The sequence below is a fragment of the Bosea sp. F3-2 genome (assembly GCF_008253865.1).
GTDB lineage: Bacteria > Pseudomonadota > Alphaproteobacteria > Rhizobiales > Beijerinckiaceae > Allobosea.
This window is the reverse complement of sequence record NZ_CP042331.1, coordinates 4,957,947-4,979,492: the sequence shown is the minus strand read 5'-3', so window position 1 is coordinate 4,979,492 and position 21,546 is coordinate 4,957,947. Positions and strand designations below refer to the sequence as shown.

Annotated in this window: 22 protein-coding genes; 6 read left to right on the top strand and 16 right to left on the bottom strand. The window is 63.6% G+C overall.

Annotated elements, in window-relative coordinates; all coding sequences use genetic code 11:
• The first annotated feature begins 5 nt into the window (after positions 1–5).
• Both FQV39_RS23005 and FQV39_RS23000 read left to right on the top strand, forming a co-directional pair.
• Positions 6–995 carry a hypothetical protein gene (locus tag FQV39_RS23005; RefSeq protein ID WP_149132413.1) on the top strand — a complete coding sequence of 330 codons (990 nt, stop codon included), beginning with the start codon at positions 6–8 and terminating at the stop codon, positions 993–995.
• A gap of 194 nt (positions 996–1,189) precedes the next feature.
• Positions 1,190–2,950 (top strand): glycosyltransferase family 2 protein, encoded by a 1,761-nt coding sequence (locus tag FQV39_RS23000; protein ID WP_149132412.1) that lies wholly within the window; start codon positions 1,190–1,192, stop codon positions 2,948–2,950.
• 279 nt (positions 2,951–3,229) lie between these two features.
• On the opposite strand, the gene FQV39_RS22995 is transcribed toward FQV39_RS23000, so the two are convergent.
• The 15 genes from FQV39_RS22995 to FQV39_RS22925 form a co-directional block, all read right to left on the bottom strand.
• The gene (locus FQV39_RS22995; protein WP_149132411.1) at positions 3,230–3,676 is read right to left on the bottom strand and encodes an excinuclease; all 447 of its coding nucleotides are present in this window, start codon (positions 3,674–3,676) and stop codon (positions 3,230–3,232) included.
• A 12-nt stretch (positions 3,677–3,688) separates the two neighbouring features.
• Positions 3,689–4,912, bottom strand: a complete 1,224-nt coding sequence (locus tag FQV39_RS22990; RefSeq protein ID WP_149132410.1) for a beta-ketoacyl-ACP synthase — start codon at positions 4,910–4,912, stop codon at positions 3,689–3,691.
• Entirely contained in the window at positions 4,909–5,634 is a 726-nt protein-coding gene (locus FQV39_RS22985) for a 3-ketoacyl-ACP reductase FabG2 (protein WP_149132409.1), read from the bottom strand. The genes FQV39_RS22990 and FQV39_RS22985 overlap by 4 nt, the downstream gene beginning before the upstream one ends.
• The gene (locus FQV39_RS22980; protein WP_149132408.1) at positions 5,631–6,119 is read right to left on the bottom strand and encodes a hotdog family protein; all 489 of its coding nucleotides are present in this window, start codon (positions 6,117–6,119) and stop codon (positions 5,631–5,633) included. Before FQV39_RS22980 ends, FQV39_RS22985 begins: the two co-directional genes overlap by 4 nt.
• Complete coding sequence (locus FQV39_RS22975; RefSeq protein ID WP_149132407.1) at positions 6,116–7,315, bottom strand: beta-ketoacyl-[acyl-carrier-protein] synthase family protein; 1,200 nt, start codon at positions 7,313–7,315, stop codon at positions 6,116–6,118. Before FQV39_RS22975 ends, FQV39_RS22980 begins: the two co-directional genes overlap by 4 nt.
• Positions 7,312–7,866 carry a DUF3261 domain-containing protein gene (locus tag FQV39_RS22970; protein ID WP_187640030.1) on the bottom strand — a complete coding sequence of 185 codons (555 nt, stop codon included), beginning with the start codon at positions 7,864–7,866 and terminating at the stop codon, positions 7,312–7,314. Before FQV39_RS22970 ends, FQV39_RS22975 begins: the two co-directional genes overlap by 4 nt.
• 98 nt (positions 7,867–7,964) lie before the next feature.
• Positions 7,965–10,229: an MMPL family transporter gene (locus FQV39_RS22965; protein WP_149132405.1), complete on the bottom strand. Its 2,265-nt coding sequence runs from the start codon at positions 10,227–10,229 to the stop codon at positions 7,965–7,967.
• 32 nt (positions 10,230–10,261) lie between these two features.
• On the bottom strand, positions 10,262–10,894 hold the full coding sequence (locus tag FQV39_RS22960; RefSeq protein WP_149132404.1) for a LolA-related protein: 633 nt from the start codon (positions 10,892–10,894) through the stop codon (positions 10,262–10,264).
• A complete protein-coding gene (locus tag FQV39_RS22955; RefSeq protein WP_149132403.1) occupies positions 10,881–11,300 on the bottom strand; it encodes an acyl-CoA thioesterase in 420 nt (139 codons plus the stop codon). Before FQV39_RS22955 ends, FQV39_RS22960 begins: the two co-directional genes overlap by 14 nt.
• 1 nt (position 11,301) lies before the next feature.
• Positions 11,302–13,128, bottom strand: a complete 1,827-nt coding sequence (locus tag FQV39_RS22950) for an AMP-binding protein (RefSeq protein ID WP_149132401.1) — start codon at positions 13,126–13,128, stop codon at positions 11,302–11,304.
• Positions 13,125–13,664 (bottom strand): COG4648 family protein, encoded by a 540-nt coding sequence (locus FQV39_RS22945; RefSeq protein WP_187640029.1) that lies wholly within the window; start codon positions 13,662–13,664, stop codon positions 13,125–13,127. Before FQV39_RS22945 ends, FQV39_RS22950 begins: the two co-directional genes overlap by 4 nt.
• A 28-nt stretch (positions 13,665–13,692) precedes the next feature.
• Positions 13,693–13,944: an acyl carrier protein gene (locus tag FQV39_RS22940; RefSeq protein WP_149132399.1), complete on the bottom strand. Its 252-nt coding sequence runs from the start codon at positions 13,942–13,944 to the stop codon at positions 13,693–13,695.
• The gene (locus FQV39_RS22935; RefSeq protein ID WP_149132398.1) at positions 13,934–14,212 is read right to left on the bottom strand and encodes a phosphopantetheine-binding protein; all 279 of its coding nucleotides are present in this window, start codon (positions 14,210–14,212) and stop codon (positions 13,934–13,936) included. Before FQV39_RS22935 ends, FQV39_RS22940 begins: the two co-directional genes overlap by 11 nt.
• On the bottom strand, positions 14,142–14,978 hold the full coding sequence (locus FQV39_RS22930) for a lysophospholipid acyltransferase family protein (protein ID WP_149132397.1): 837 nt from the start codon (positions 14,976–14,978) through the stop codon (positions 14,142–14,144). Before FQV39_RS22930 ends, FQV39_RS22935 begins: the two co-directional genes overlap by 71 nt.
• Positions 14,971–15,702 (bottom strand): beta-ketoacyl synthase chain length factor, encoded by a 732-nt coding sequence (locus tag FQV39_RS22925; protein WP_149132396.1) that lies wholly within the window; start codon positions 15,700–15,702, stop codon positions 14,971–14,973. Before FQV39_RS22925 ends, FQV39_RS22930 begins: the two co-directional genes overlap by 8 nt.
• A gap of 84 nt (positions 15,703–15,786) precedes the next feature.
• Here FQV39_RS22925 and FQV39_RS22920 point away from each other — a divergent pair, with 84 nt between their 5' ends.
• The gene (locus tag FQV39_RS22920; RefSeq protein ID WP_187640028.1) at positions 15,787–16,485 is read left to right on the top strand and encodes a 4'-phosphopantetheinyl transferase family protein; all 699 of its coding nucleotides are present in this window, start codon (positions 15,787–15,789) and stop codon (positions 16,483–16,485) included.
• A 150-nt stretch (positions 16,486–16,635) separates the two neighbouring features.
• Here the strand turns inward: FQV39_RS22920 and FQV39_RS22915 are convergent, their stop codons facing one another.
• Complete coding sequence (locus tag FQV39_RS22915; RefSeq protein WP_187640027.1) at positions 16,636–18,114, bottom strand: phytoene desaturase family protein; 1,479 nt, start codon at positions 18,112–18,114, stop codon at positions 16,636–16,638.
• A 526-nt stretch (positions 18,115–18,640) separates the two neighbouring features.
• Between FQV39_RS22915 and FQV39_RS22910 the strand changes: the two genes are divergently transcribed.
• The 3 genes from FQV39_RS22910 to FQV39_RS22900 all read left to right on the top strand — a co-directional run bounded on the left by FQV39_RS22910 (position 18,641) and on the right by FQV39_RS22900 (position 21,522).
• The gene (locus tag FQV39_RS22910) at positions 18,641–19,165 is read left to right on the top strand and encodes a PRC-barrel domain-containing protein (RefSeq protein WP_149132393.1); all 525 of its coding nucleotides are present in this window, start codon (positions 18,641–18,643) and stop codon (positions 19,163–19,165) included.
• A gap of 570 nt (positions 19,166–19,735) precedes the next feature.
• Complete coding sequence (locus tag FQV39_RS22905) at positions 19,736–20,476, top strand: ATP-binding cassette domain-containing protein (RefSeq protein ID WP_149132392.1); 741 nt, start codon at positions 19,736–19,738, stop codon at positions 20,474–20,476.
• A gap of 20 nt (positions 20,477–20,496) precedes the next feature.
• Entirely contained in the window at positions 20,497–21,522 is a 1,026-nt protein-coding gene (locus FQV39_RS22900; protein ID WP_149132391.1) for an ABC transporter permease, read from the top strand.
• Positions 21,523–21,546 lie beyond the last annotated feature (24 nt).

Genomic DNA, 21,546 nt, shown 5'->3' with positions numbered 1-21,546 from the left:
AGACCATGCTCGACCGCGCCACGCTCGAAGAACTGCTCGCCGAGGTGCGGCTGGCGCCGAGCGTCCATAATATTCAGCCGACACGATGGCGCCTGCTCGGCGACGATGCGCTGCTCCTGCTGGAAGATGTGACGCGGCGCCTGCTTGTGGCTGATCCGACCGGGCAGGATGTCCGGCTCTCGCATGGCGCGGCGATCGAGGGGCTGTCGCTGGCGCTTGGCCGCCGCGGGCTGCAGATCGCTGCGATAGAACGCGACGACGGTCCGGGCGAGCTTCCAGCGCACCGGCCCATTGCCCGGTTGACACTCGCTGCCGGGGCGACAGCGGATCCGCTTGCCGCCGCCGTTGCCAACCGTCGCACCCGGCGCGACCGGTTCCTGCCGGCCGACGCTGCGCTGCATGAGGCGCTCAGGAAGCTCGCGGCGGTGTCGGATCTCGCGATCATCGCGCCCGGCCCCATGGTTTCCGAGATTGCGGAATTGGGGGATCGCGCCGGGTTTCATTTTCTCTGTCAGGACGAGCATCGGCGTGAACTCCTCGCCTGGATGCGACTGTCACCGAGAGATCCCCGCTATCATCGAGACGGGCTCAACGCCGAGGCGATGGCGCTCGGCCGTGTCGAGGCAGCCGGCGCTTCGCTCGTGCTGGGTCCGCTCTTCCCGCTGCTGAATCGCCTCGGCTTCGCCGAGAGGCTGATGCGCGAGCGCGCGAAGACGGAAACGGGCGCGATCGCACTGTTTCACCGGCCAATAGGCGAGGATCCGCTCGAAACCGGGCGCGCCTTCTATCGCGCCTGGCTAGCGATGGAATTCAATGGGCTGGCAGCCTGCCCCATCTCCGTGCTTGCGGACTGGCCGGTCAGCAACGCGCTCCTCACCCAGCGCCATTCGCTGCCAGCGGGACACTGGCTCGTCAACGTCTTCCGCCTCGGCATCGCATCTGCAAGCGGCGTTCAGCGCCGCGCTCGCCTGCCGACAGGAGAATTGATCGTCTGACAGCATGATCGACACCAGCTTCGCATGAGAAGCTCGCCGTCTCAGTGCGGATTGCGGCCTGCCCTCTCGATAACTCTTTCTCTCGGTCCAATTTCAAATGGCCGACAATCCGTTCGCCAAAAATCTGGCTCTTCCGCATTGCATTCGGCGCGGTCTGTTGAGAAGTAGCGCAATCCTTGCCACGGACAGGCGCCATGGCAATCACTTGGCCCTGCTGGATAGTCACCCGCTCGATGCCGGAAACTGCCGAAAGCTTCAGGCTCTGCGCTGTCATTCCCAGCCGGAACCACCACCAGGCGCTGCCTCGCATCGTCTCCGCCCTGGCCGCGCGCAGCATCCCGGTCTTCATCGTCGACGACGGCAGCGAGGCCGTCCCCGCGCAAGCCATCGCTGCCCTGCACGACCCCGCCGCCGGCATCGAGACGATCCGCCTGCCGAACAATCGGGGCAAGGGCGGCGCACTCGTCGTCGCGATGAAGGCGGCCGCCGAGGCCGGATATAGCCACGCCCTCCAGATCGATGCCGACGGGCAGCATGACCTGCAAGAGCTCGATGCGCTGCTCGATGCCGCGCGCGCCGAACCCAGGGCACTCGCCTCGGGTGTACCGACCTACGACCGGTCGATTCCCCGTGGCCGCGCCATCGGTCGCTGGGTCACCCATGTCTGGGTCTGGATTGAGACGCTTTCCTTCGAGATCCGGGACAGCATGTGCGGGTATCGCATCTATCCGCTTGCCGACACCTTGGCAGTGCTCCGCGAGGAGCAGGTCGGACAATACATGGACTTTGACACCGAGATCATGGTGCGCCTGCACTGGCGCGGCATCCCGGTCCTGCAGGTTCCGGTCCGCGTTACCTACCCCGAAGGGAACACCTCCAATTTCCGCATGCTGCGGGACAATTGGCTGATCACCCGCATGCATACGCGCCTGTTCTTCGGCATGCTCCGGCGCCTGCCTAGGCTCCTGCTTCGTCGCCTCGCCCCCGGCGGCCGAGCGCGCCACTGGGCAGCCTTGGCTGAGCGCGGCACCGGCTGGGGACTGCGTTCCATGCTTGCGATCTATCGCGTCTTCGGCCGGCGCGCCTGCTTGGCCGCGCTGCGTCCCGTCGTGCTTTATTTCTTTCTGGCGAGCTCCGAGCAACGCAGAGCGTCGCTGGATTTCCTTTCGCGCATACGCGCCATCAAGCACGAATCTCCGCCGGGCTGGCGCGACGGCTTCCGCCATTATTTCGATTTTGCGACGAAGGCGCTCGATACCATCGTCGGCTGGATGCGCCCGGATCTGGCCGGGCCGGTCGAGATCGTCGGCGGCGAAGCAGCAGCCCCCTATCTCGGAGGCCAGCGTGGCGCATTGCTGATCGTCTCGCATCTCGGCAATGCCGAGATGGCCCGTGCCGCTCTTGCCGACCTCGTCGGTCGGCCGGTGCATGTCCTGATGCATACGCAGCAGGCGCGACGCTACAACGCCCTGCTGCGCTCCGTCAGGCCCGATGCCGTGGCCCATGTCATCGAGGTCACCGAGATCGGTGTCGAGACCGCGATTGCCCTGTCGGAGCGCATCGAACGGGGCGAGTGGCTGGTCATCGCCGGCGATCGGATCCCGGTCACGAGCCGTGGCCGGATCAGCGAGGCGATGTTCCTGAGGCAGCCGGCGCCGTTTTCCCAGGGCCCATACATTCTCGCAGCCCTGCTCGGCTGTCCCGTCCTGACGCTCTTCTGCCTGCGCGAGGGCGATCGTCACCGCGCTTATTTCGAGAGCTTCGCTGAAACAGTCACGCTGCCGCGCAAGACCCGTGAGGAGGCGCTCGCCGGCTACGCCGCGCTGTATGCGAAACGGCTGGAGGGCTATTGCCTGCAGCAGCCGCTTCAGTGGTACAATTTCTACGATTTCTGGGCGCTGCCCGGCGCCGACCGAGAAACGGCCGCATCCGGGCAGCGGTCTCCGACGCGATAACAAAGGTATAGATCACTTATCGCGTCCGATCGGACGCACGGCGATCTAGAGCCGGATCCGATCAGATTGAACCAACCTGATCGGTGAATCCGGCTCTAAACTTAAGTGAGAGAACGCGTTCTCTAACGCCTGCTGACTTTCGATGGAGACGCGCCGTCATTCCGGGCTTGCCCCGGAATCCATCGTAGAGCGCCGCGCCTTATGATGGATTCCGGATCGGCGCCGCTGTCGCGGCTTGTCCGGAATGACGGGACCGTTTCCGTGTAAAACCAGCAGACTCTAACGCCCCAGTTTGACCACCGTCCCCGTCAGGCGCACCGCGGTTTTCACATTACCGATGCCGCACTGATACTGCGTGGTGCTGTGCAGTGGCGTGTCGCCATGGACGCTGTAGATGCCGATCACGGCATTTCCACCCTCCTTGGCCGCCCGCTTCATCAGCTGGTCCAGTGCTTCGGCGAAGGCATAGTGGCAGCCGCCGGCCGTCTCGGCATCGGTCCGGCCGGCACTGCCACGGCGCTGGCTACTCCATTCGCCAATCTTCTCGGCCACCCGCGGATGTCGCTGTCCACCGAAGAAGACCCTGACCTCCTTGTCGAGTGCGGAAACCTGCGGCGAATTCAGCGCGTCCTGCAGAGATTGCACCGACCGGTCGTTGCGCGCCAAGGCGGAGAATGAGGCGAGCGACAGACCGCCAGCCAAAAGGACGAGACTTAGATGGCGCATGTTTTCCCCGCGTCAGGCTAGCCGGAATATCAAGGACGTGTTGATTCCACCGAAGGCGAAATTGTTGCTGATCAGATGAGAGGTCTCAAGCCGGCGCGCTTCCGTCATGACGTAGTCCAACGGCGCGCAGCGCGGATCGACCGAGACCAGATTCGCCGTCGGCACGAAGCTCCCCTCGCGCATCATCTCGATGCCCAGCCAAGCCTCCAGAGCGCCACAGGCACCGAGCGTGTGGCCGAAATAGCTCTTGAGCGAATGGATCGGCATCCCGTCGCCAAAAACGGCGTGGGTCGCCTGGCTCTCGGCGATGTCGCCAGCTTCCGTGGCGGTGCCATGGCCACTGACGAAGCCGATCGCCGCTGGCGCGAGTCCGGCGTCGCTGAGAGCGAGCCGCAGCGCGCGCTCCATCGTGGAGGACTGCGGCTGCGTGGCGTGGTGTCCGTCGCAGTTCGTTCCGAAACCGACGATCTCCGCGTGGATCGTCGCACCGCGCGCGAGCGCCTGCTCGCGCTCCTCGAGGATCAGCGTCGCAGCTCCTTCGCCGATCACGAGGCCGTCGCGCCCCACGTCATACGGGCGCGGCGTCAGTGCGGGATTGTCGTTATCCGTCGAGGTTGCAAACAGAGTGTCGAAGACGGCGACGTCCGAGATATCGAGTTCGTCGCCGCCGCCAGCGATCATGATATCGGCTTTGCCCGCCTGGATCGCCTCATAGGCATAGCCGATTGCCATGCTGCCTGAGGTGCAGGCCGTCGATGTCGGAATGATGCGGCCGGTCATTCCAAAGAACAGCGCGATGTTGACCGCCGCGGTGTGGCTCATCACCTGCACATAGCTGGTGGCGTTGAGCAAGCTGGAGGTTCCGGCTGTCATCAGCTCGGCAAAGCCCAGGATCGGAGCGATCGAACCGAAAGACGAGCCATAGGCAACGCCACACCCCCCGCCGGTCAGCTCGGCTGAGCCTAGCAGCCCCGCCTGCCCCAGCGCCTGTTCCGTCGCATAGACCGCCATGCGCGAGACGCGGCCCATGGTGCGGAGCTGTTTTCGGCTGTAGCGATCCTCGACTGAGAAATCCGTAATCGGCGCAGCGAGCTTGGCGTTGATACCGGTATAGCGCTCCCAGTCCATCCGACGGACAGCCGTCTTGCCGGCGTGAAGCTCCGCGCGGATCGACGGCCAGTCATGTCCGAGCGCGGTAACGCCTCCCATGCCGGTGACAACGACCCGGCGCTTCAAAACATGCCCCCGTTCACCGAGATCACCTGGCGGGTGATGTAGCCGGCCTCAGGTGAGCACAGATAGGAAACCAGGGAAGCGACCTCCTCCGGCTGACCGACCCGCCGCATCGGCACCGTCTTCAACGCCTCGTCGAGCACATGCTGATCGAGCATCCGGGTTTCGACCAAGCCCGGCGCAACACAGTTGACGGTGATGTTGCGCTTCGCCAGCTCGACGGCCAGCGCCTTCGTCGCGCCAATGATGCCCGCCTTCGCTGCGCTGTAATTGACTTGGCCCCGGTTTCCCATGATGCCGGAGACTGAGGAGATCGTGACGATGCGTCCGCCTTTCCGCTCGCTCACCATAGGCATCACGATCGGCTTCAGCACATTGTAAAAGCCCCCCAGATTGGTATCGAGGACGCTGTCCCAGTCAGCTTCGCTCAGGGCCGGGAAGGCATTGTCGCGCGCGATGCCAGCGTTGAGCACCGCGCCGAAATAAGGGCCGTGCGCGGCCATGTCGGCCTCCAGCGCCGCTTGCGTCGCCTCTCTCTCCGAGCTGTCGAAGGAGATCACCCTCCCCTGCCCCCCGGCGGCGGCGATCTCAGCCAAAGTGCTCTCGGCACCCTCGCGGTCGCTGGCGTAATGCACGACCACAGTGAAGCCATCGCGCCCGAGGCGGGTTGCGATCGCTCGGCCGATGCCTTTGCTTGCGCCGGTGACAAGCAGGTTGCGCGTCATGTCTCGCGTCCGGATAGCTGGCCGTCGATCAGGCTGAGAGGGTCTTCGGGCTGATAGACGGTCAATTGCGCTTTCGCCAGCTCAGCCCCATCCTCGCGCCGATGGACCGCGCAGTCGAACTGACCCATGCCCGCGTGGCGGTAGACGGGCCGGGCCAGGATGTCGAGAGCGGTGCCCTCGGTGAACCAGGGCAGAGCGGCTGAGAAACTACGCGTCCCCAGCAGGAATCCAATCTTGACCGGCCGTTGCTCGTCTGCGGCATTGACACCTTCGAAAGCGGCGCAGCTCTGCGCCATCCACTCGATCGCGACATGTGCGGCGATGCCCTTGCCCGCGACGAAGAAAGGGCAGGAAGGCCGGATTGTCAGCCGCGTGCGGATCTCCTGCTCGCTGATCTCCTCCACGGCGTCGATCAGGATCATCGGCGCGCGATGGGGCAGGATGGTTTCGAGCGGATAGGCTGCCGCTTGTCCGGTACGTCTCATGGCGCAGCCCGTCCCAAGACCAGCGCGACGTTGCTGCCGCCGAAGGCAAAGGAGTTGCTGAGCATCGCAACGCGCCCGCGATCCGTGAAGCGATCGCCCGGCTCCGCAAGGCGCAGAGGAGCCAGGCTTGGGTCGTGCGCTCCGTCCCACAGATGCGGCGGCAGCCTGTGCTCCGGATTGTGCTGCCTGGCCAGCGTCAGCCAAAGGAAGGCCGCTTCGCAGGCGCCTGCGGCGCCGAGCGTGTGCCCTGTCATCGCTTTGGTCGAGCTGCAGGGCGTTTGCTCCCCGAACACGTCATGCACGGCCCGGCTCTCCATCGCGTCGTTGAGCGGCGTCGCTGTGCCGTGCAGGTTGACATAGGCCACCTCGGAAGCGGAGCAGCCCGCGTCGCGCAACGCTTCGCGCATCGCCTCCTCAGCTCCAAGGCCCGCTGGATCCGGTGCGCTGATGTGGTGAGCGTCTGAGGTTTCGCCGATACCCATGAACAGCACCTCGCTCTCCTCTCGTTCCAGCAGGAACACGGCTGCCGCCTCACCGACCGTTATGCCGTCGCGATTCCGGCTGAATGGATTGGCCGGATGAGCCGACACGGCACCGAGGGCTTGGAAGCCGCTTGGCGTCATCCGGCAGAGCGAGTCAACTCCTCCTACAATAGCGGCATCGACCAACCCCGCGCGAATGAGGCGACGTGCGACGCCGAAGGCCTTTGCGCTGGAGGAGCAGGCGGTCGCGATGGTGTAGGCTGGGCCGACGAGGCCGAGATAGGCTTGGGCAAACGCACTGAGGCCGCCGACCTCCTGCTGGCGGTAGTCGAAACCCGCCGGCCACTGTCCCGATGCCAGGCGCGTCGCATAAGCTGCCTCGCCCTCGGCGATGCCGGACGTGCTGGTACCAAGGATGACAGCAATACGGTCGCGACCATGACGGGCAATCGCGCCCTCTATGTCCGGACGTATTTCGTCGAGCGCAGCCGCCAGCATGCGGTTATTGCGGCAGTCCCAGGCGGCCAAGGCAGCGGGCAGCGTCGGTGTCTCGCCCAGAGCTTCCGCCACAAGGACGTTACGGCCGGGAACGAGATCGGCGCGCAGACGCATACCGTCACGCGTGCCGCGAAAGAGATGATCGGCAACCTGCGCCTTGCCCTTTCCGACCGGGCTTATGACCCCCATGGCGGAAATGCCGAGATAGGTTGTCACCGCCGGACCTCGACAGACTGGATCTCGACGTCGTAGCCCCAGGCGAAGTTTGTGTAGCGCAGCGAGCCGTTCAGCTTCCGCGGCGACTTGAGATCGAATTCCGCTTTCAACACGTCCTTCTCCCCGCAGCGCACGAGCCGGGCGGTCGTGCTCGCTTCGAGCGTGCAGCCGGCCTCCTGCAGCGCCGCCTTCAGGGCAGCCGGCTGGCCGTAAAGCACCATCATGTCCGCGAGAATCGCCTCGGCGCGCACGCCAGGGGGCAGCCACTCGGCGAGCTGAGACTCGAGCTTGCCGTCGCGCCAGACCAACGTCACGGCACGCCGGCCGAGCGAATCGAGCAAGATCGCCCGGAACTCGTCTTTCCCCATGGCGAGCTGCGCTTCCAGGTTGATCGTCTGCGTGCCAAAGCGCATCACCAAGACTTGGGCGACCTGGTGCCGATAGCCGAACTCCGCCGGCGCGATGGCCTGGATCTGCACGCGCGGGCCGAGCATCACGCGCCCGCCGCTCGCTCCGGTCGGGCTCTTATCGGAGGCGCAGCCGGCCAGCACCAGAAGCACGCCGCTGCCCAGCCACTTGCACCATGGTTGCATCTGTTGCCCTTTGTTTTGAGCAGCCTATAGCACAGAGCGAAGGACCGACCAGTCACTCACCTTGGGTTGTCCGGCCGAGCTGCAACAGGTGCCAGAAGGCCGGCGATGACGACGCCGATCAGGATGGTGAAGCCGAAATTGGCGACGGCCGGTGTGTCTGAAAGCCCGAGCACGCCGAAAGAAAACACCGTCGCCAGCGCCGCCAGCCCGACGGCGAGAAACGTAACGGCCCGGTTGTCGGCCTTGCCTTCAGCGAAGAACACCGAATAGTCCATTGTGAAGGACAGCAGCAGCACCAGCGCCATGGCGGTGAAGAATGTCAGCGGCTGCCCGATCAGGCTGAGCGCGCAGGGAACCACGACCAGCGCCGTCAAAGAAGGCACCAGCGCCCGCACGGCCCCGCGAAAACCGTAGCGCCAGGTAGCCAGCGCGAAGATGATTGTAAGCGACAGACCGAGCAGGCTCAGCGCTCTGACCCGGTAGAGGCCGAGCAGGCTACTCAGATCGGCTGTCGGGTCGGCGAACTTGACGCCGCCGATAGCGGCGACCTCGCGCTTGATGCGCTCGGGATCAGCGACGCCCTGCAGCGTCACGACATGGAGCCCGGGCGCGAGCACCAGCTCGTTGAGAAACGGAATGGCGCGGCCCGCCAGCGCCGTGGCGATCGGCAGGTTATCGGTCGTGGCCGGGGCGAGCTCGCTGGGCTGCAGCCCTAGCGCCTCCACCAGCTCCGCGAGATGGGGCTCGGTGAGCTTCTCCCGGCGAAGGGTCCGGTTCTCTTCCTGACGTGCCTGCGATGGCACATAGGCGGCCGGAGACTGGGCGGTCTTGATCAGACCGGCTCGCTGCCACTCCTCCAGTAGCGGCGCGATCTGCTCCTGGATCTGCTGGGCGTATTCGTCGCTTTCAGCTTCGATCAGGAGATACTGCGTAGAGAGGTTCAGGCCGGTGATGGCCGCAATCATGTTCTGCTGCGCCGCGAGGGCAGCGTCGAGCGGCTGCAGCTTCCTGACGTCGTCATCAAAGGAAATGCGCCCGAAACCAGCCAGCATCACGAAAGCGAGCCCACCGCAGAACGCGACCCGCAGCGCGCGCCACCGCCTCTCGGTCCAGAGCCGCGAAAGCAGCATGACGAATTGAAGGGTCCTCGACGCATGTGCCGGCCGCGAGCCTGTGCTCAACAGAGGCAGCCAGATCACGGTCGTCAGGTAGGAACTCACCAGGCCGACGGCCGAGAAGACAGCGATCTGACGCAGCCCCGGGAATGGCGCCAGCGCCAACGCACCATAGCCTAGCACGGCGATGAGCAGAGCCATGGACAGGCTGGACAGGATTTCGCGGATGCGTTGCGCCGGCGTCCAACCGGGGAGGAAGCCAGTTGCCATGTAGTAGAAGCCGTAATCAGCCGCGATTCCAACGAGCCCGATGCCGAACAGCAGCACGGCAACGTGGACTTGGCCGAAAACGAACAGGCAGGCCGCGAGGCCGCAGGCGACGCCGGCACCGATCACGAGCAGGTTGTAGAGCAACGGCCGCAGGCCACGGAAAGCGATCAAGATGAGCAGGATCGTCGCCGAGAGCGCGAGAGCAGCGAGCCAGGTCGATTCGTCGATCGCCTTGCGTCCTCCCGCTTCTGCGAAAAACACGGCGCCGAGCCGGCGGATCACAGGGCGCTCCGGCTCGGCCAGCGAGGCCTGATAACGATCGAGCGCCGAGACGAGAGATTTCTGCACCGAGAGATCAAAGGGGCTGCCGAGCAACCTGGCCGGCAGCAGCACATGCGTGCCCGCCTCGTCCCGGCGCGTGAGCAACCCATCCTCCAAGGCCAGCCTTGTCGCGGGGAATGGCAGGCTGAAGAGAAAGGACGGCAGCAGCAGGAAAGGGTCCGCCTTGAGAAGCCGCGCGTCCGCAATCGCACCCGGGGCTGCGATCGTGGCCAATGCTCGCTCCGCCAGATCCTGGCCCCGACCGGCGAGGAGCGCTGTCCGATCCGCAGACGACATCAGACCTGAGCGATAGGGGAAGTACAGGGCGCCGAGCTGCTTGATCCGGTCTGTGCTGAACTCCTCACCGACCTGGCCAACTAGACCGGTGTCCTCCAGTGTCTTCGCCAGCTCTGCCGCGCGCGCTCGCGCCTGCGCCGCATCCTTGTGGCTGACAAGCACCACGAAGCGCTGGGCCAGAGAACGCGAAATAAGGTCAGTGGCCTTCTGGCGGGCCGGATCCTGAAGTTCCAACGGCAGCAGCGCGGTTAAATCCGTCCGCAGCCGGCCCGGTTCCTGGAAGCGCACCACAAGAAAGATGCACGCGGCGGTGACCACGAGCAGCCAGAGCAGACCGGCACGCGTGCGCGTCAGCGCTGTGCCCTCGTCAGAAGTTCATTTTCTTCCGCGGTCGGCGCGCCATTTTCGAGCTTCTGGTTGGAGAAACTGAGGACGTCGCGGTCCTCGTTAGGCTTCACAACCTCGACCTCGTCGAGCAGCCGCTGGCCACGTGCATTGATTGTCTTGATCGGCAGATTGGGATCGTCCGGCCTGCGGCTTTCGAGCTGTATGGCCCAGCTCTGTCCCTTCTGTTGGCGTGTCAGGGCAAAGGCGCCCTGCATCGCCTCCCAGTCGCCGGTCAGTGCTGCTCCGAACATCGTGTAGAGCTTCGACATGATCGGTAATCGGCTCGCCTCCAGGCGGAGCGTCTCCTTGCCTTTCACTTCCTGGATGAGCCCGGCTTCGGTCATCACCGTCGTCGTCGGGAAGGGCTTCGTCGTCGTCCAGATGAGCCCTCTGCCGGCGACCAGCGTGAAGACGCCCTGGCTGCGAACAGGATTGGCCAGCCCGCCAAGATAGCGCTTCTGCTCGAAGTTCCCGCGCAGCACCTGCCCCTCCTGCAGCGTCAGACGCTGCGCATTGGCCGGCATCGCCGAGAGCAATGCCACGCCAAGGACAAGCGCCGCAGCGACGAAACGCCGATGAAATCTACCGCGGATCATGGAGCGCCTTCACTTTCGCGATGAACTCGGGAGGGCAGTCGAGCCGCAGTTCGCCGGTCAGCGCATCAACGCAAAGCTGGGTGGTTTGTGCCTTGGTGAGGAGTTCGCCCGCGGCCTCGTCGCTGATCCGATAGCCGATCCGGATGCGATTCTCGAATTCGAGCAGTGTCGCGCGGATCGCCAAACTCTGTCCAAGCCGAGCCGGCTTCACATATTTGAGCCGCATGTCGACGATCGGCCAGACATAACCTGATGCGGCCATCTGCGGGTAGTTGTAACCGATCCTATCGAGCAGCGCGCCACGACCGAGCTCGAGGAAGCGGGCGTAATTGCCGTGCCATACGATGTTCATCGGATCGAGGTCATAGAATTGAACCTGCGTCCGCGCTTCGGCGAAAAGCGACATCTCAAGCGCCCCCCTGCGGTGGCAGGCGGATCGAGCCGGAGGACAGGATCTCGCCTTGCTCCGCATAGTTGAAGCGCAGTTGGTCCCCGCGGCTGACCAGCGTCAGCGTGACCAGTCGACCCGGCAAGAACAGCTTCCGGTATTTCACCTGGAGCGACATGCCCGCCTCGATTGCCAACCCGAGATGTCGGGCAGCGAGACGGATGGCCCAGTCGATCTGGGTCACGCCAGGAATGATCGGCATGCCCGGAAAATGGCCGGCGAGATCGGCAAGATCATCCGGCACGGACAGGTCGATCTGCACGCCGTCGGGTATGGCGCGGATCGACGCGATGTTCGGCTCGGAGGTTCCAGGCCGTTGCGTCATCGGGCGTTGGTCATCGAACAATTTCTCAACGTCGAAGTGGCTGGCCTTGCCAAGCGTTCCGTGCGGCAAGCGTTCGACGAACCGCCATTGCCGGGGCAGGCTAGCCGCTTCGAGTTGACTTGCCAGTGCGGCACGCAGGCGGCGGTTAAACCGGAAAGCCCCCCGATTGGCAAGAAAGCTCGCGCCAGCCGCACTCGGCACGACACAGGCGGCCAGCCGTGCCGGATCGCCCAGCGCGATCACGATAGCGTCGGCCACCTCATCCAGCGTTCTCAACCGCGACTCGACCTCGTCCAGGCTCACGCGCTTGGCCTCGATCTTCACGACCCGATCCCGCCGCCCGAGCAAAGCGAAGGAGCCGTCGGGCAGCAGGCTGAGGTCGTCGGAAAGCAGTGCCTTGTCGCCGGGAACGTGAGCCGCGCGAACCTCCGCTATCCCGCTGGGGGCCAAAGCCACGCTGACGCCGGGCAGCGGTCGCCAGGCAGATCCGGCTGCATCGCGCTCGCGGCTGGCAAGGGCCCCAGTCTCCGTCGAGCCGTAGATCTCCGTAACAGCGCAGCCAAGAAGCCGCTGCGCTTGCTCGGCCGCGACCTGGCCGAGCGGCGCGCCGGCGCTGAGGATGCAGGCCGCCTGCCTTTCGGCCGGCAACGGCGCCAGGCCGTCGAGCCGGTTGAGGTGCGCCGGGCTCGTCACGAAAACGGCCCCGGCGAGGAATTGCGCCGTCCCCTGCTCCAGAAATTCCGGCGTGTCGTCCATAAAGGGCAGGCCCGCCACAAGCGGCCAGATCAGCCGGAAGGCCAGGCCGTAGGCATGGTGATGCGGCACCGTTCCGCCGACCACCTGAAAATCCGGCCTGCGCGCGGCGAAAAGGGCGCTAATCGCGTTCCCCTCGGCAATCAGGTGACCCAGTTGCTTGTCGATACGCTTCGGCTCTCCCGTCGAGCCCGATGTGAAAAAACGAACCGGCGCAGCCCGCTTAATCCGGGGCCAGGGGCGTTCACCGGCCTCGCTAGAGCATTTCCGCGTTTCTCCGAAACGCGATAATGCTCCAAGCCTTTGTTTTGTCGCATTTTCTTCACGCGAACCGGCATCCACTTCGCTCGAAAATGCTCTAACCAAGTCCAGGCGATGGTGAATTCCGGGAAATGCAGGCACCCCGTCGGTCACGAGCAGCGACGTCGTCTCCGCCAGCTGCGCGAGGGTAGCCGGTAGCTCGTTCGCAGCCACGACCACGCGTTTGCCGGCAGCCGCCAACGCAAAAAGCCCGACGGCGAAGGCGTACAGCCCCCTGGCGAACAGAACCGCCTCGTCTCCAGGCAGCTGCTGCAAGCAGCCGGCATTCCGGTTGACGTCGGCGATGAAGTGGCCACGCGAAAGCAGCGAGCCATCCGCTAGCCGCGCAACGGACGCGTCCCGCTGCTCGGTCCAGCCATCGGGCCACTCGAACAAATCAACGCTCATGCCGACAGACGCCGGGCGCGCCGCAACAACCACTCACCGCCAAAGAGTGCGGCAGACACGAGATAGTTCAGCAAACTGGTCCAGATCAGCCAGAGATCCATGCGCGCACTCGCGGCGAGTGCCGCCGCGACCAGTCCATTGACTGAAAGCCAAACGGCCCAGACCAGCGTGAGACCCGCGCAGTATCGGATCGCTTCTTCCGGCAAATGCGGCTGCCTCAGGCGTGCGAGGCGCTCAATCAGGCTAGGCGGGTGGCGCAACGACACAGCAAAGGCCGCGGCGAAGGCGAAGCTCACCATGCTCGGGTAAGCCAGCGCAGCGAATTTTTGATCGATCAAAGCCAGGATGATGAGCCCGCCAGCCGTCGCGAGCATGATCGGCAGGGCAAGCCCGAGCGGCCCATCCGGCGTGAGCACGTGGCGCAAAGCAAAGAGCGCCACCGCCGCGACGATGTACACCGCGGGCGGCACCGAGCCGTGCCCAACATAGACCAGAAGCGGGTAGGCAATGCTCAGCGCGATCAGAATAGCGCGCATGGCGGCGGCCGCCACCGCTTGCTGCTGCTCAGGACTGCGCCGTGGCCATCGCGTCGACTCGGTCGACCACGTCAGCCACGGTGCGCGCCGCCTTGAAATCTTCCGGCTTGAACTTCTGTTGGGTGAGATCCTGGAGCTTCACGATCAGATCGACAGCGTCGATCGAATCGAGATCAAGATCCTCGTAGAGCCGAGCCTCAGGGCTGACTCGATCGGCCGGGACTTCGAAGACGTCAACCAGGTACGCCCGGATCTGCTGGTAGATTTCATCACGCGACATGACGTTCGATGTCTTTCTGCTGCGAGCGGACGAACTGCGCCAGGCTTTCGACCGTCCTGAAATGCAGCTTGATGTCATCCGTGACGGTTTCTATCGTCAGGCCAAAGGTCTTTCGCAGAGCGACCCCAAGTTCGAGCGCGTCGATCGAGTCCAGCCCAAGTCCTTCGACGAAGAGGAGCTCATCGCTGGCGATGTCTTCAGGCTTTATGTCCTCGAGCTTCAAACTCTCGACGATCAGTCTCTTGATGCGCGCTTCCAGTTCGTCCATTCGCCAGTTCACTCTCGAAATATGCCTTGATCTTGCGCACGAGCTTACGGGCAGCAAGGGGTCTTTCATCGACGTCAAGCATATGCCGGACAGATAACATTTCGCCCACACGCACGCAAAACACCGGCCGTTGCGGCGGAATTGCATACCATTTGAGACCCTTCAAGAGGGTTGGCGGCGTGCAAGTGATAGTTGCGAGTTGGATGTCGATCCCGAGCAACAGCGCAATGTTGGCAAAACCCCGCTGCAGTTGCATCGGTTCCCCAGGGGTGGAGCGTGTCCCCTCCGGGAAAATGATCAGGCATTTGCCTTCCTCGACACTCTCACGGCAGGCCCTCAGCAGTCGATCGGACGGAAGGGCGTTGCTGATGTACCCGACACCTCGGACCAACCGGCCGAGATAGGGGCTGTCCCATAGAGACTGCTTCACGATGCATTGCGAGCGCGGGATCAGCGCCATCAGCATCACGACGTCGAGCAGCGAGGGGTGGTTCGCCACGAGCATCCGCCCTGGTGCATCCCGCAACCGCTCGCGGCCCTGGAAATCGAAGCTAGCCAGCCGCGCGAGCCGCATCGCGCCAATATACGACCGGAAGAGCAAGTGGATCAGGTACTGCTTGCGATCACGCCGCACACGCGCCTCACGCGTCGTCAGATTGACGATGGGAAAGATCAGCGTGGCGATGACAGCGCCGCCGCCGAACAGGGCAGCGAAGAAGAATCCGGTTCCCAGCGAGCGATAGACGCGGTCGAGCAGCCTAGGCATGGCGCCAGACCCAGTCCCAATGCTCGCCGTGGGACACAGCTTGCTCCGCTCCCGAGAGCAGAAAGCGCATGAAATCGGCTGCGGACGAAGGAGAATGCTCCGACGTGCGGCTTGCGGGACGCTGCGCCAGCAGGACATCGCCAGCGTCCATCCGCGGCGCATCGAGACCGAGCACGACGACCAGAGGCAGCCCTTCTTCCTGACCGGCCAGCCCGGCATATTCGAAAGGCAGCTTCTCGTCGGCATAGAGGAGAAGGACCGGCGTCCCCGGGCGCTCGGCCAGGCAGAGCGCTGCCTCGAGCAGACCGCACGCGAATGATTCTGTTCCGGCGGCCAGAGCAATGTGGCCCTCGCGATTCTTCGCATGGATCGACAGCAGCCCAGCGAGGCCGTGATGCACGGACATGCTGAATTCGGCCGGCGAAGGCTCCTCCTCTTCCGCCAACGCCTTCAATGTCAGCAAAGAGCGGGCGAACTCGCCGTGGCGGGAGGCTTGGACATAACGTGCCTTTCCGACAATGTCGGCGAAGCCGAGCGCGCCGGAGAGAAGGGTTTGCCCCATCGGCGTCGCCCGGCGCCGCAGCGCCATTGGCAACGCTACCGGCGCGACATAGGCCTCCGCCCGATGCGGGGCCCAAGCTTGCCACTGCTCAAGTGCAGAGCGCTCGGGCGTCCAGGCAAACCAGTTGCGAACCGAAAATCTCAGGGAATGTTCGCTCGGCATCGCAGGCGGCCCTCAACAGCTGTGCGCGGCTTTCGCAGTCGGGATCGTCCGCGCCGGTGGCATTTTCGGACGATGCCTCATAACTTGGGCGTCTCCCGCTCGCCACCCTGTTTCGCGCGCATGTTCGAGATCCCGGCGCTTTCCCTGCCCATCAGCGTTCCTCGCTGCGTTGACCTCCACGGCACCATCGGCCTGGCACTGGTGGAGCGGGATAGCGACGTGATGACGAAGCTCCTAGAGGACTGGTCGCATCCCGCCGAGCAACCCTATGGGCTGCCTTCGCGACGAGCCAGGGCGTTGCTGCGGCATCTGCTCCACGGCGAGATCGCTGATTGCCGCGAGCGTGCCATCCTGCGCAATCAGGATGGCAGTCCCGCTCTGAAAACGCAGCCGGGAGAAACCATGCCCGCCGTTTCGATCTCGCATTCCGGCAGTATGATCGCTGTGGCCTATGGCCGGCTGGCCGGGCTCGGCATCGACGTGGAGCTCCACCGTCGGGATCGCGACATTGACGGCATTGCGGCGCTCGCCTTCGGCCAGGAAGAGCGGCGCCTCGTTGGTGAGCATGGCCCCGAAGCCTTCTACCGCATCTGGACGGCGCGCGAGGCTCTATCCAAGGCGACCGGCCGAGCCTTTACGCAGGTCGTTGATCGGCAGGACTACTTCACGGACTTGCAGACAGAGGTCACCCAGCTTGTGATCGTTGGGCGGCCTCTGACAATTCTGCATGCTCGACCGTCGGATCGAGCGTACCTCGCCCTGGGGTGGCAAAGCAGCGCCTAAAGCGTAGCCTGACGGCGCAACGCGACGTGGGGCCTTCTAGAGCACGCGCCGATCAGATTGCACCGCAATCTGATCGGATCACGCGTTCTCTATCAATAGTTTAGAGACGGATTCACCGATCAGGTTGATTCAACCTGATCGGATCCGGCTCTAAGCATCCATGATGGCATGTGCTGCATGCAGCCCCGAGAGCACGACCGCTTCGACACCTGGCCCTGTCGCGGTACCAGCTCCTGCCAGGAAAAGCCCCGGCACCGGCGACCTCACTGGCGGGCACCACTGGCCGCGTGCAGCACCGTAGATGCTGCCGTTGCTGGAACGGATGTAGTGCTGGAAGGTCGGCGGCGCTGCGACTTCGTAATGCACGATGTGGCGCTCGAAGTCGGGAACAATCCGGCTTGCCGCTGCGATGAGCCGGCGCGCGACCGTTTCCTTTGCATTCTCATAAGCCGGTGATTCCAACCCAAACCATTCTGAGCTGTCCTCCTCACGGAGCAGATGCAGGAGGGTCAGGGCGGCGTGGCCAGGTGGGGCCAAGCTGGGGTCGACAACGCTCGGATTGCTCAGCCCGAAGACGAGACCGCTTTCCTGGACAAAGACGCGGGTTGGTATTGCCGGAACTCGGTCGAGGCCGAAATTGATTAGAATCGCCGAAGGGCCGCGCCGCATCTGCCGCAACCGCTGCCGGTAGCGCGGTGGCAGGTCATGGTCGCCGAGGAGGGAGCCATGGCTGGCCAGGATGCCAGCGTTACTGATCACCACCGGCGCATTGACGATCTCGCCAGTCGCAAGTTCGACGCCCGCGAGCTGGCCATCGCGCAGCACAAAACGCGAGGCGGTCGTCTTCAGCCGCACTGCCCCGCCATTTTGCCTGATCGAGCGGCTGAGCAGGTCGGGCAGGCGTTGGGCCCCTCCAGCCGGATAGAACCCGCCGTGAGTGTAGTAGCCGAACAGCGGCGCCATATCGGCAAGGCTGAGCCGGGCGGCGTCCTCGGTCACATACTCCGACAATATGCTGAAGATACTGAGCAGGGTCGGATTTCGCAGATGGCGCTGCAGCAACTCCGCGAAGGGCTGGCTCGCGGCCTGTGCCACGCGGGCGAATTTGGAAATCCATTGCGCCTGTTCGGCATGTTGCAGCTGTCCGACAGGCCGGAAGCGCGCGGACTCCATTCCGGCATAGATGTCGTCATGGGCCTGCCTGATTTCCGTCAGCACCGCGCGGATTCCCACCGCCTCCTCGGCAAAAAGATCGCCTAGCAGGCGCGACAGAGCCTCCCAATCGCGCGGCATATCGATCGTCACGCCGTCGATCACGTAGCGGTGATGGACCGGCAGCCATTCAAGGCCGTCTTCCTCGCCAATCGTGGCGAGCAGTTGGTGCAGCGGCCTCCCAGGGCCCAGGCCGCTGATGTCCTGTACCCCGGCATCGAAAACGAAGCGGCGCGCGACACGCTTGCGATCGCGGGGCTTTCGGACCCATGAGGTCATGCAGCCGCCGGGCCGGTCATGGCTTTCCAACACCAGCACCTTGCGCCCGCTGCGCGCAAGGACAGCCGCCGCCGCCAGCCCGCCGATCCCGGCGCCAACAACGACCACATCGACAGATTGCTGTCTGGATTGCGCCAATTGAAATCCCGCTCGCACCTCGAGGCCAATTCGAAAAGGCCTCTAGATCAGCGCCGCTAGGGCCTACAAGGGGCCGCTCGCCATACCCGCTACGCCAGGCTTCAGATAGCGAGAAATCTTGTCGAGCTCCGGAAATGAGTTGTGTGGGCCTTTGAACTTCTCACCCGCCTAAGGCCCGAAGGCCGCACTCGCCCCGCTCTATGCCGCGCTCGACGACACGCAAAAACGGACTGCCAACCAGCTTCTCTTCCCTGGGGCGGTGGGCCGTTGTGATCGGCCGCTAGAGGCGGCCCGGCCAAGAGCGCGAAGGTTGGCATGCTGCCCGACAGTTGACCTTTGGAAAGGTCTCGGTTCATCGCGTTTTGAAGAGCGCCGGCGAGACGGCGGCACTATAATTGGCGTTGCCCAGTCAAGGCCGGAGCGAAGGGAGCGACTCGGCGCCTCGGCCTGACGTGGTCCAGCATTGCGCTCGAGAGCGGATAGAGAGGAAGCCCGCGGGGCTGCCTATCCAAAAAGGGAGGCGCTCATGAGAACCTACTGCTTGTTCCAGGCCGTGAACTCCCCTGACCTACGCGGCTTCACAGATGAGCCTACCGGCGCCAGTTTGCCCCCGGATCTTGGGCCGTGGACCCTTGTGCAAGAGATCGGGCCCAACGAGGAATGGACTCCCGCGATCAGCAGAGCGGTCGTGGCGGCCGATATCATTGAGAACGGCTTTTATCTCTGGGGCCCCGTCGAGCATGCGGCCGGCCACCTGATCATCGAAAGTGATCGCGTCGAAGGAACTGCCGTGTTCGACAGCAAGAACGATCAGATCGGCACCATCAAGCGGTTGTTGATTGAGAAGGTCAGTGGTCGCGTTCTCTACGTCGATGTGACGTTTGGAGGAATTCTCGGCATAGGCAGTCGCCACGTTACGATCCCATGGGAAAAGCTCGCCTACGACAAAGAGTTGGAGGGGTATCGCACCGACATTACCGAGGCCGAGGTCCGAGCTGCCGCGACCTTCAATGGGGGCGAGGGAATTTCGCCGGACCGGAAGCGCCAGTAGGATATGATGTGGCCTGCCCCGCAAGGCCGTCTCGACCTGACGCTTGAGAAGCTGATCCTCGCGGAGGCTGCTCGGGGAACCGAAGGTCCGCGTCAGCGAAATTTCTGAGCCCCGGGCAGCCTCCGCGAGGATTAGCCAAAGATTGAGTAGAAGCCTACTTGTGAATGACGAAGCCGTCTGTTGAGCGTAAGATTTCGTTCGAAGCCTTCCGCCGAGGGCAAGTTTCGAGGAAAAGCGCATGAGGCACAGCAGTCGCCCTCGTTCGCGCGCTCATGGCAGTAGAGGCTCAGGCGGGTATCTGCGCTATCATTGCGGCGCGTGCCGATATTTGCCCTTCTCGAATATTCGGCGCCGCCCGATTGGCAACAGATCACAAAATTCCGTCCGATTTCGAGATCAGCCATTACGGAAACGCATTATCCGCTGATTGGCAACGTATTCTTACGTCTATGATATAATTATGTTATTGTATTTACTATGAGCCCGACCAGCAAGAAAGATAAAAGTAATCGTTATAAAATCTAGTACCCAACGCTGGATCGCACCTCGAAACAGGGAGGAAATCGACCTATGCCGTTGCTGGAGCTTCAAGGAATCTCAAAGCACTTCGGTGCGATCGAGGCACTCAAGGGCATCGATCTGGCGATCAATGCAGGTGAAGTCGTCGGTCTGATGGGCGACAATGGTGCGGGCAAATCGACGCTGGTGAAGATTGTCGCCGGCAATTTTCTTCCGTCCGAGGGAGAACTTCGCCTTGACGGCAAGGTCAAGCATTTTCGCAGGCCGGTTGATGCTCGCACTGAAGGTATCGAGGTTGTCTATCAGGATCTCGCGCTGTGCGACAATCTGACCGCGGCCGCCAATGTGTTCCTCGGGCGTGAACTGAAGCGCCGCATCGGTCCGCTGAAGATCCTTGACTACTCGGCGATGTACGCCCGTGCGGCCGAGCTGTTCAAGGAACTCAAGTCGGAAACCCGGCCCCGCGATCTCGTGAAACTGATGTCCGGCGGCCAGCGCCAGGCTGTGGCGATTGCGCGGACACGCCTTGCCAATGCGAAGATGGTGCTCATGGACGAGCCGACGGCGGCCATCAGCGTTCGGCAGGTCGCCGAGGTGCTGGATCTGATCCACCGGCTCAAGGATCGCGGTATCGCGGTTGTCCTCATCAGTCACCGCATGCCGGACGTGTTCGCGGTCTGCGACCGGGTGGTCGTGATGAGACGAGGACGCAAGGTCGCCGACAAGGCGATTGCGTCGAGTTCTCCTGAAGAGGTGACGGGACTGATCACCGGCGCCATCCAGGCCGCCTGATGCTGCGCAAGGAGCCCCCCATGTCGAGCGCTACGATCCGCCCGATTCCGAGCAGTGTCGCCATCGAGGACGTCACGGGCCTCAAAGAGCGGAGTCTCGGGCAGAAACTGCTCTCGAGCCAGCCCTTCTGGGTGACAATCGCTCTCATCGCCATGGTCCTCGTGATGACCTGGTATCAACCGGAGGCGTTTGCCTCCGCCGATAACTTCTTCAACATCACGCGGAATTTCGCCTTCATCGGCATCATGGCCATCGGCATGACAGCCGTCATCCTCACTGGCGGCATCGATTTGTCGGTTGGGTCCATCATGGGGCTCGCCGGCGTCGTGTGCGGCCTCGTCCTCCAGGCCGAAGGCCATTGGCTGCTCGCAGTCCTCGCCGGTCTTCTCTCTGGTGTGGTTGTCGGGGTCGTGAATGGCGTTCTGATTTCCTATGTCGGCCTTCCGGCCTTCGTTGTCACGCTTGGCATGCTGTCCGGCGCCCGATCGCTTGCCATCGTCCTCTCCGAAAACAAGATGATCTATGAATTCGGCCCTTGGGGAGACACCTTCAACGCGATCGGTGGCGGTTCAATCTTCGGCATTGCCAACCCGGTCTGGGTGCTGCTCGTCCTGGCCATCATGTTCAGCATCATCCTCAACTTCACCAGCTGGGGCAATTATCTCTACGCTATCGGAAGCAATGAGAACGCTGCCCGCCTGACCGGCGTGCCGGTCCGGCGCATCAAGCTGCAGGCCTACATCGTCTCGGGCCTGACGGCCGCGCTGAGCTCCGTTCTCATCGTCGGGTGGCAAGGTTCCGCCATCAATGCACTCGGACAGGGTTACGAATTGCGAGTGATCGCTTCGACCGTGATCGGCGGCGCGGATCTGATGGGTGGCCAAGGCGGAGCGTACGGCGCCGTGATTGGAGCTGCGCTCATCGAGGTGATCCGCAATTCCCTTCTCATGGCCGGGGTCGACGCCAACTGGCAGGGCGCCTTCGTCGGCCTGTTCATCGTGTTGGCGGTTCTGCTGCAGCGGATCCGCGGCAAGCGTTCGGCATGATGAATGCCGGACAACAATAACCAC

What these genes read in the sequence shown, in the direction of transcription:
- FQV39_RS22985 (WP_149132409.1), bottom strand. Translation starts at nt 5,634, where the DNA reads ATGACGCGCAACCTGCTTGTCACCGGCGCAAGCAAAGGCATCGGCCGA.
- FQV39_RS22940 (WP_149132399.1), bottom strand. Translation starts at nt 13,944, where the DNA reads ATGTCGCGTGATGAAATCTACCAGCAGATCCGGGCGTACCTGGTTGAC.
- FQV39_RS23000 (WP_149132412.1), top strand. Translation starts at nt 1,190, where the DNA reads ATGGCAATCACTTGGCCCTGCTGGATAGTCACCCGCTCGATGCCGGAA.
- FQV39_RS22900 (WP_149132391.1), top strand. Translation starts at nt 20,497, where the DNA reads ATGTCGAGCGCTACGATCCGCCCGATTCCGAGCAGTGTCGCCATCGAG.
- FQV39_RS22955 (WP_149132403.1), bottom strand. Translation starts at nt 11,300, where the DNA reads ATGTCGCTTTTCGCCGAAGCGCGGACGCAGGTTCAATTCTATGACCTC.
- FQV39_RS22980 (WP_149132408.1), bottom strand. Translation starts at nt 6,119, where the DNA reads ATGAGACGTACCGGACAAGCGGCAGCCTATCCGCTCGAAACCATCCTG.
- FQV39_RS22995 (WP_149132411.1), bottom strand. Translation starts at nt 3,676, where the DNA reads ATGCGCCATCTAAGTCTCGTCCTTTTGGCTGGCGGTCTGTCGCTCGCC.
- FQV39_RS22930 (WP_149132397.1), bottom strand. Translation starts at nt 14,978, where the DNA reads ATGCCTAGGCTGCTCGACCGCGTCTATCGCTCGCTGGGAACCGGATTC.
- FQV39_RS22935 (WP_149132398.1), bottom strand. Translation starts at nt 14,212, where the DNA reads ATGGACGAACTGGAAGCGCGCATCAAGAGACTGATCGTCGAGAGTTTG.
- FQV39_RS22905 (WP_149132392.1), top strand. Translation starts at nt 19,736, where the DNA reads ATGCCGTTGCTGGAGCTTCAAGGAATCTCAAAGCACTTCGGTGCGATC.
- FQV39_RS22945 (WP_187640029.1), bottom strand. Translation starts at nt 13,664, where the DNA reads ATGCGCGCTATTCTGATCGCGCTGAGCATTGCCTACCCGCTTCTGGTC.
- FQV39_RS23005 (WP_149132413.1), top strand. Translation starts at nt 6, where the DNA reads ATGCTCGACCGCGCCACGCTCGAAGAACTGCTCGCCGAGGTGCGGCTG.
- FQV39_RS22910 (WP_149132393.1), top strand. Translation starts at nt 18,641, where the DNA reads ATGAGAACCTACTGCTTGTTCCAGGCCGTGAACTCCCCTGACCTACGC.
- FQV39_RS22950 (WP_149132401.1), bottom strand. Translation starts at nt 13,128, where the DNA reads ATGAGCGTTGATTTGTTCGAGTGGCCCGATGGCTGGACCGAGCAGCGG.
- FQV39_RS22960 (WP_149132404.1), bottom strand. Translation starts at nt 10,894, where the DNA reads ATGATCCGCGGTAGATTTCATCGGCGTTTCGTCGCTGCGGCGCTTGTC.
- FQV39_RS22925 (WP_149132396.1), bottom strand. Translation starts at nt 15,702, where the DNA reads ATGCCGAGCGAACATTCCCTGAGATTTTCGGTTCGCAACTGGTTTGCC.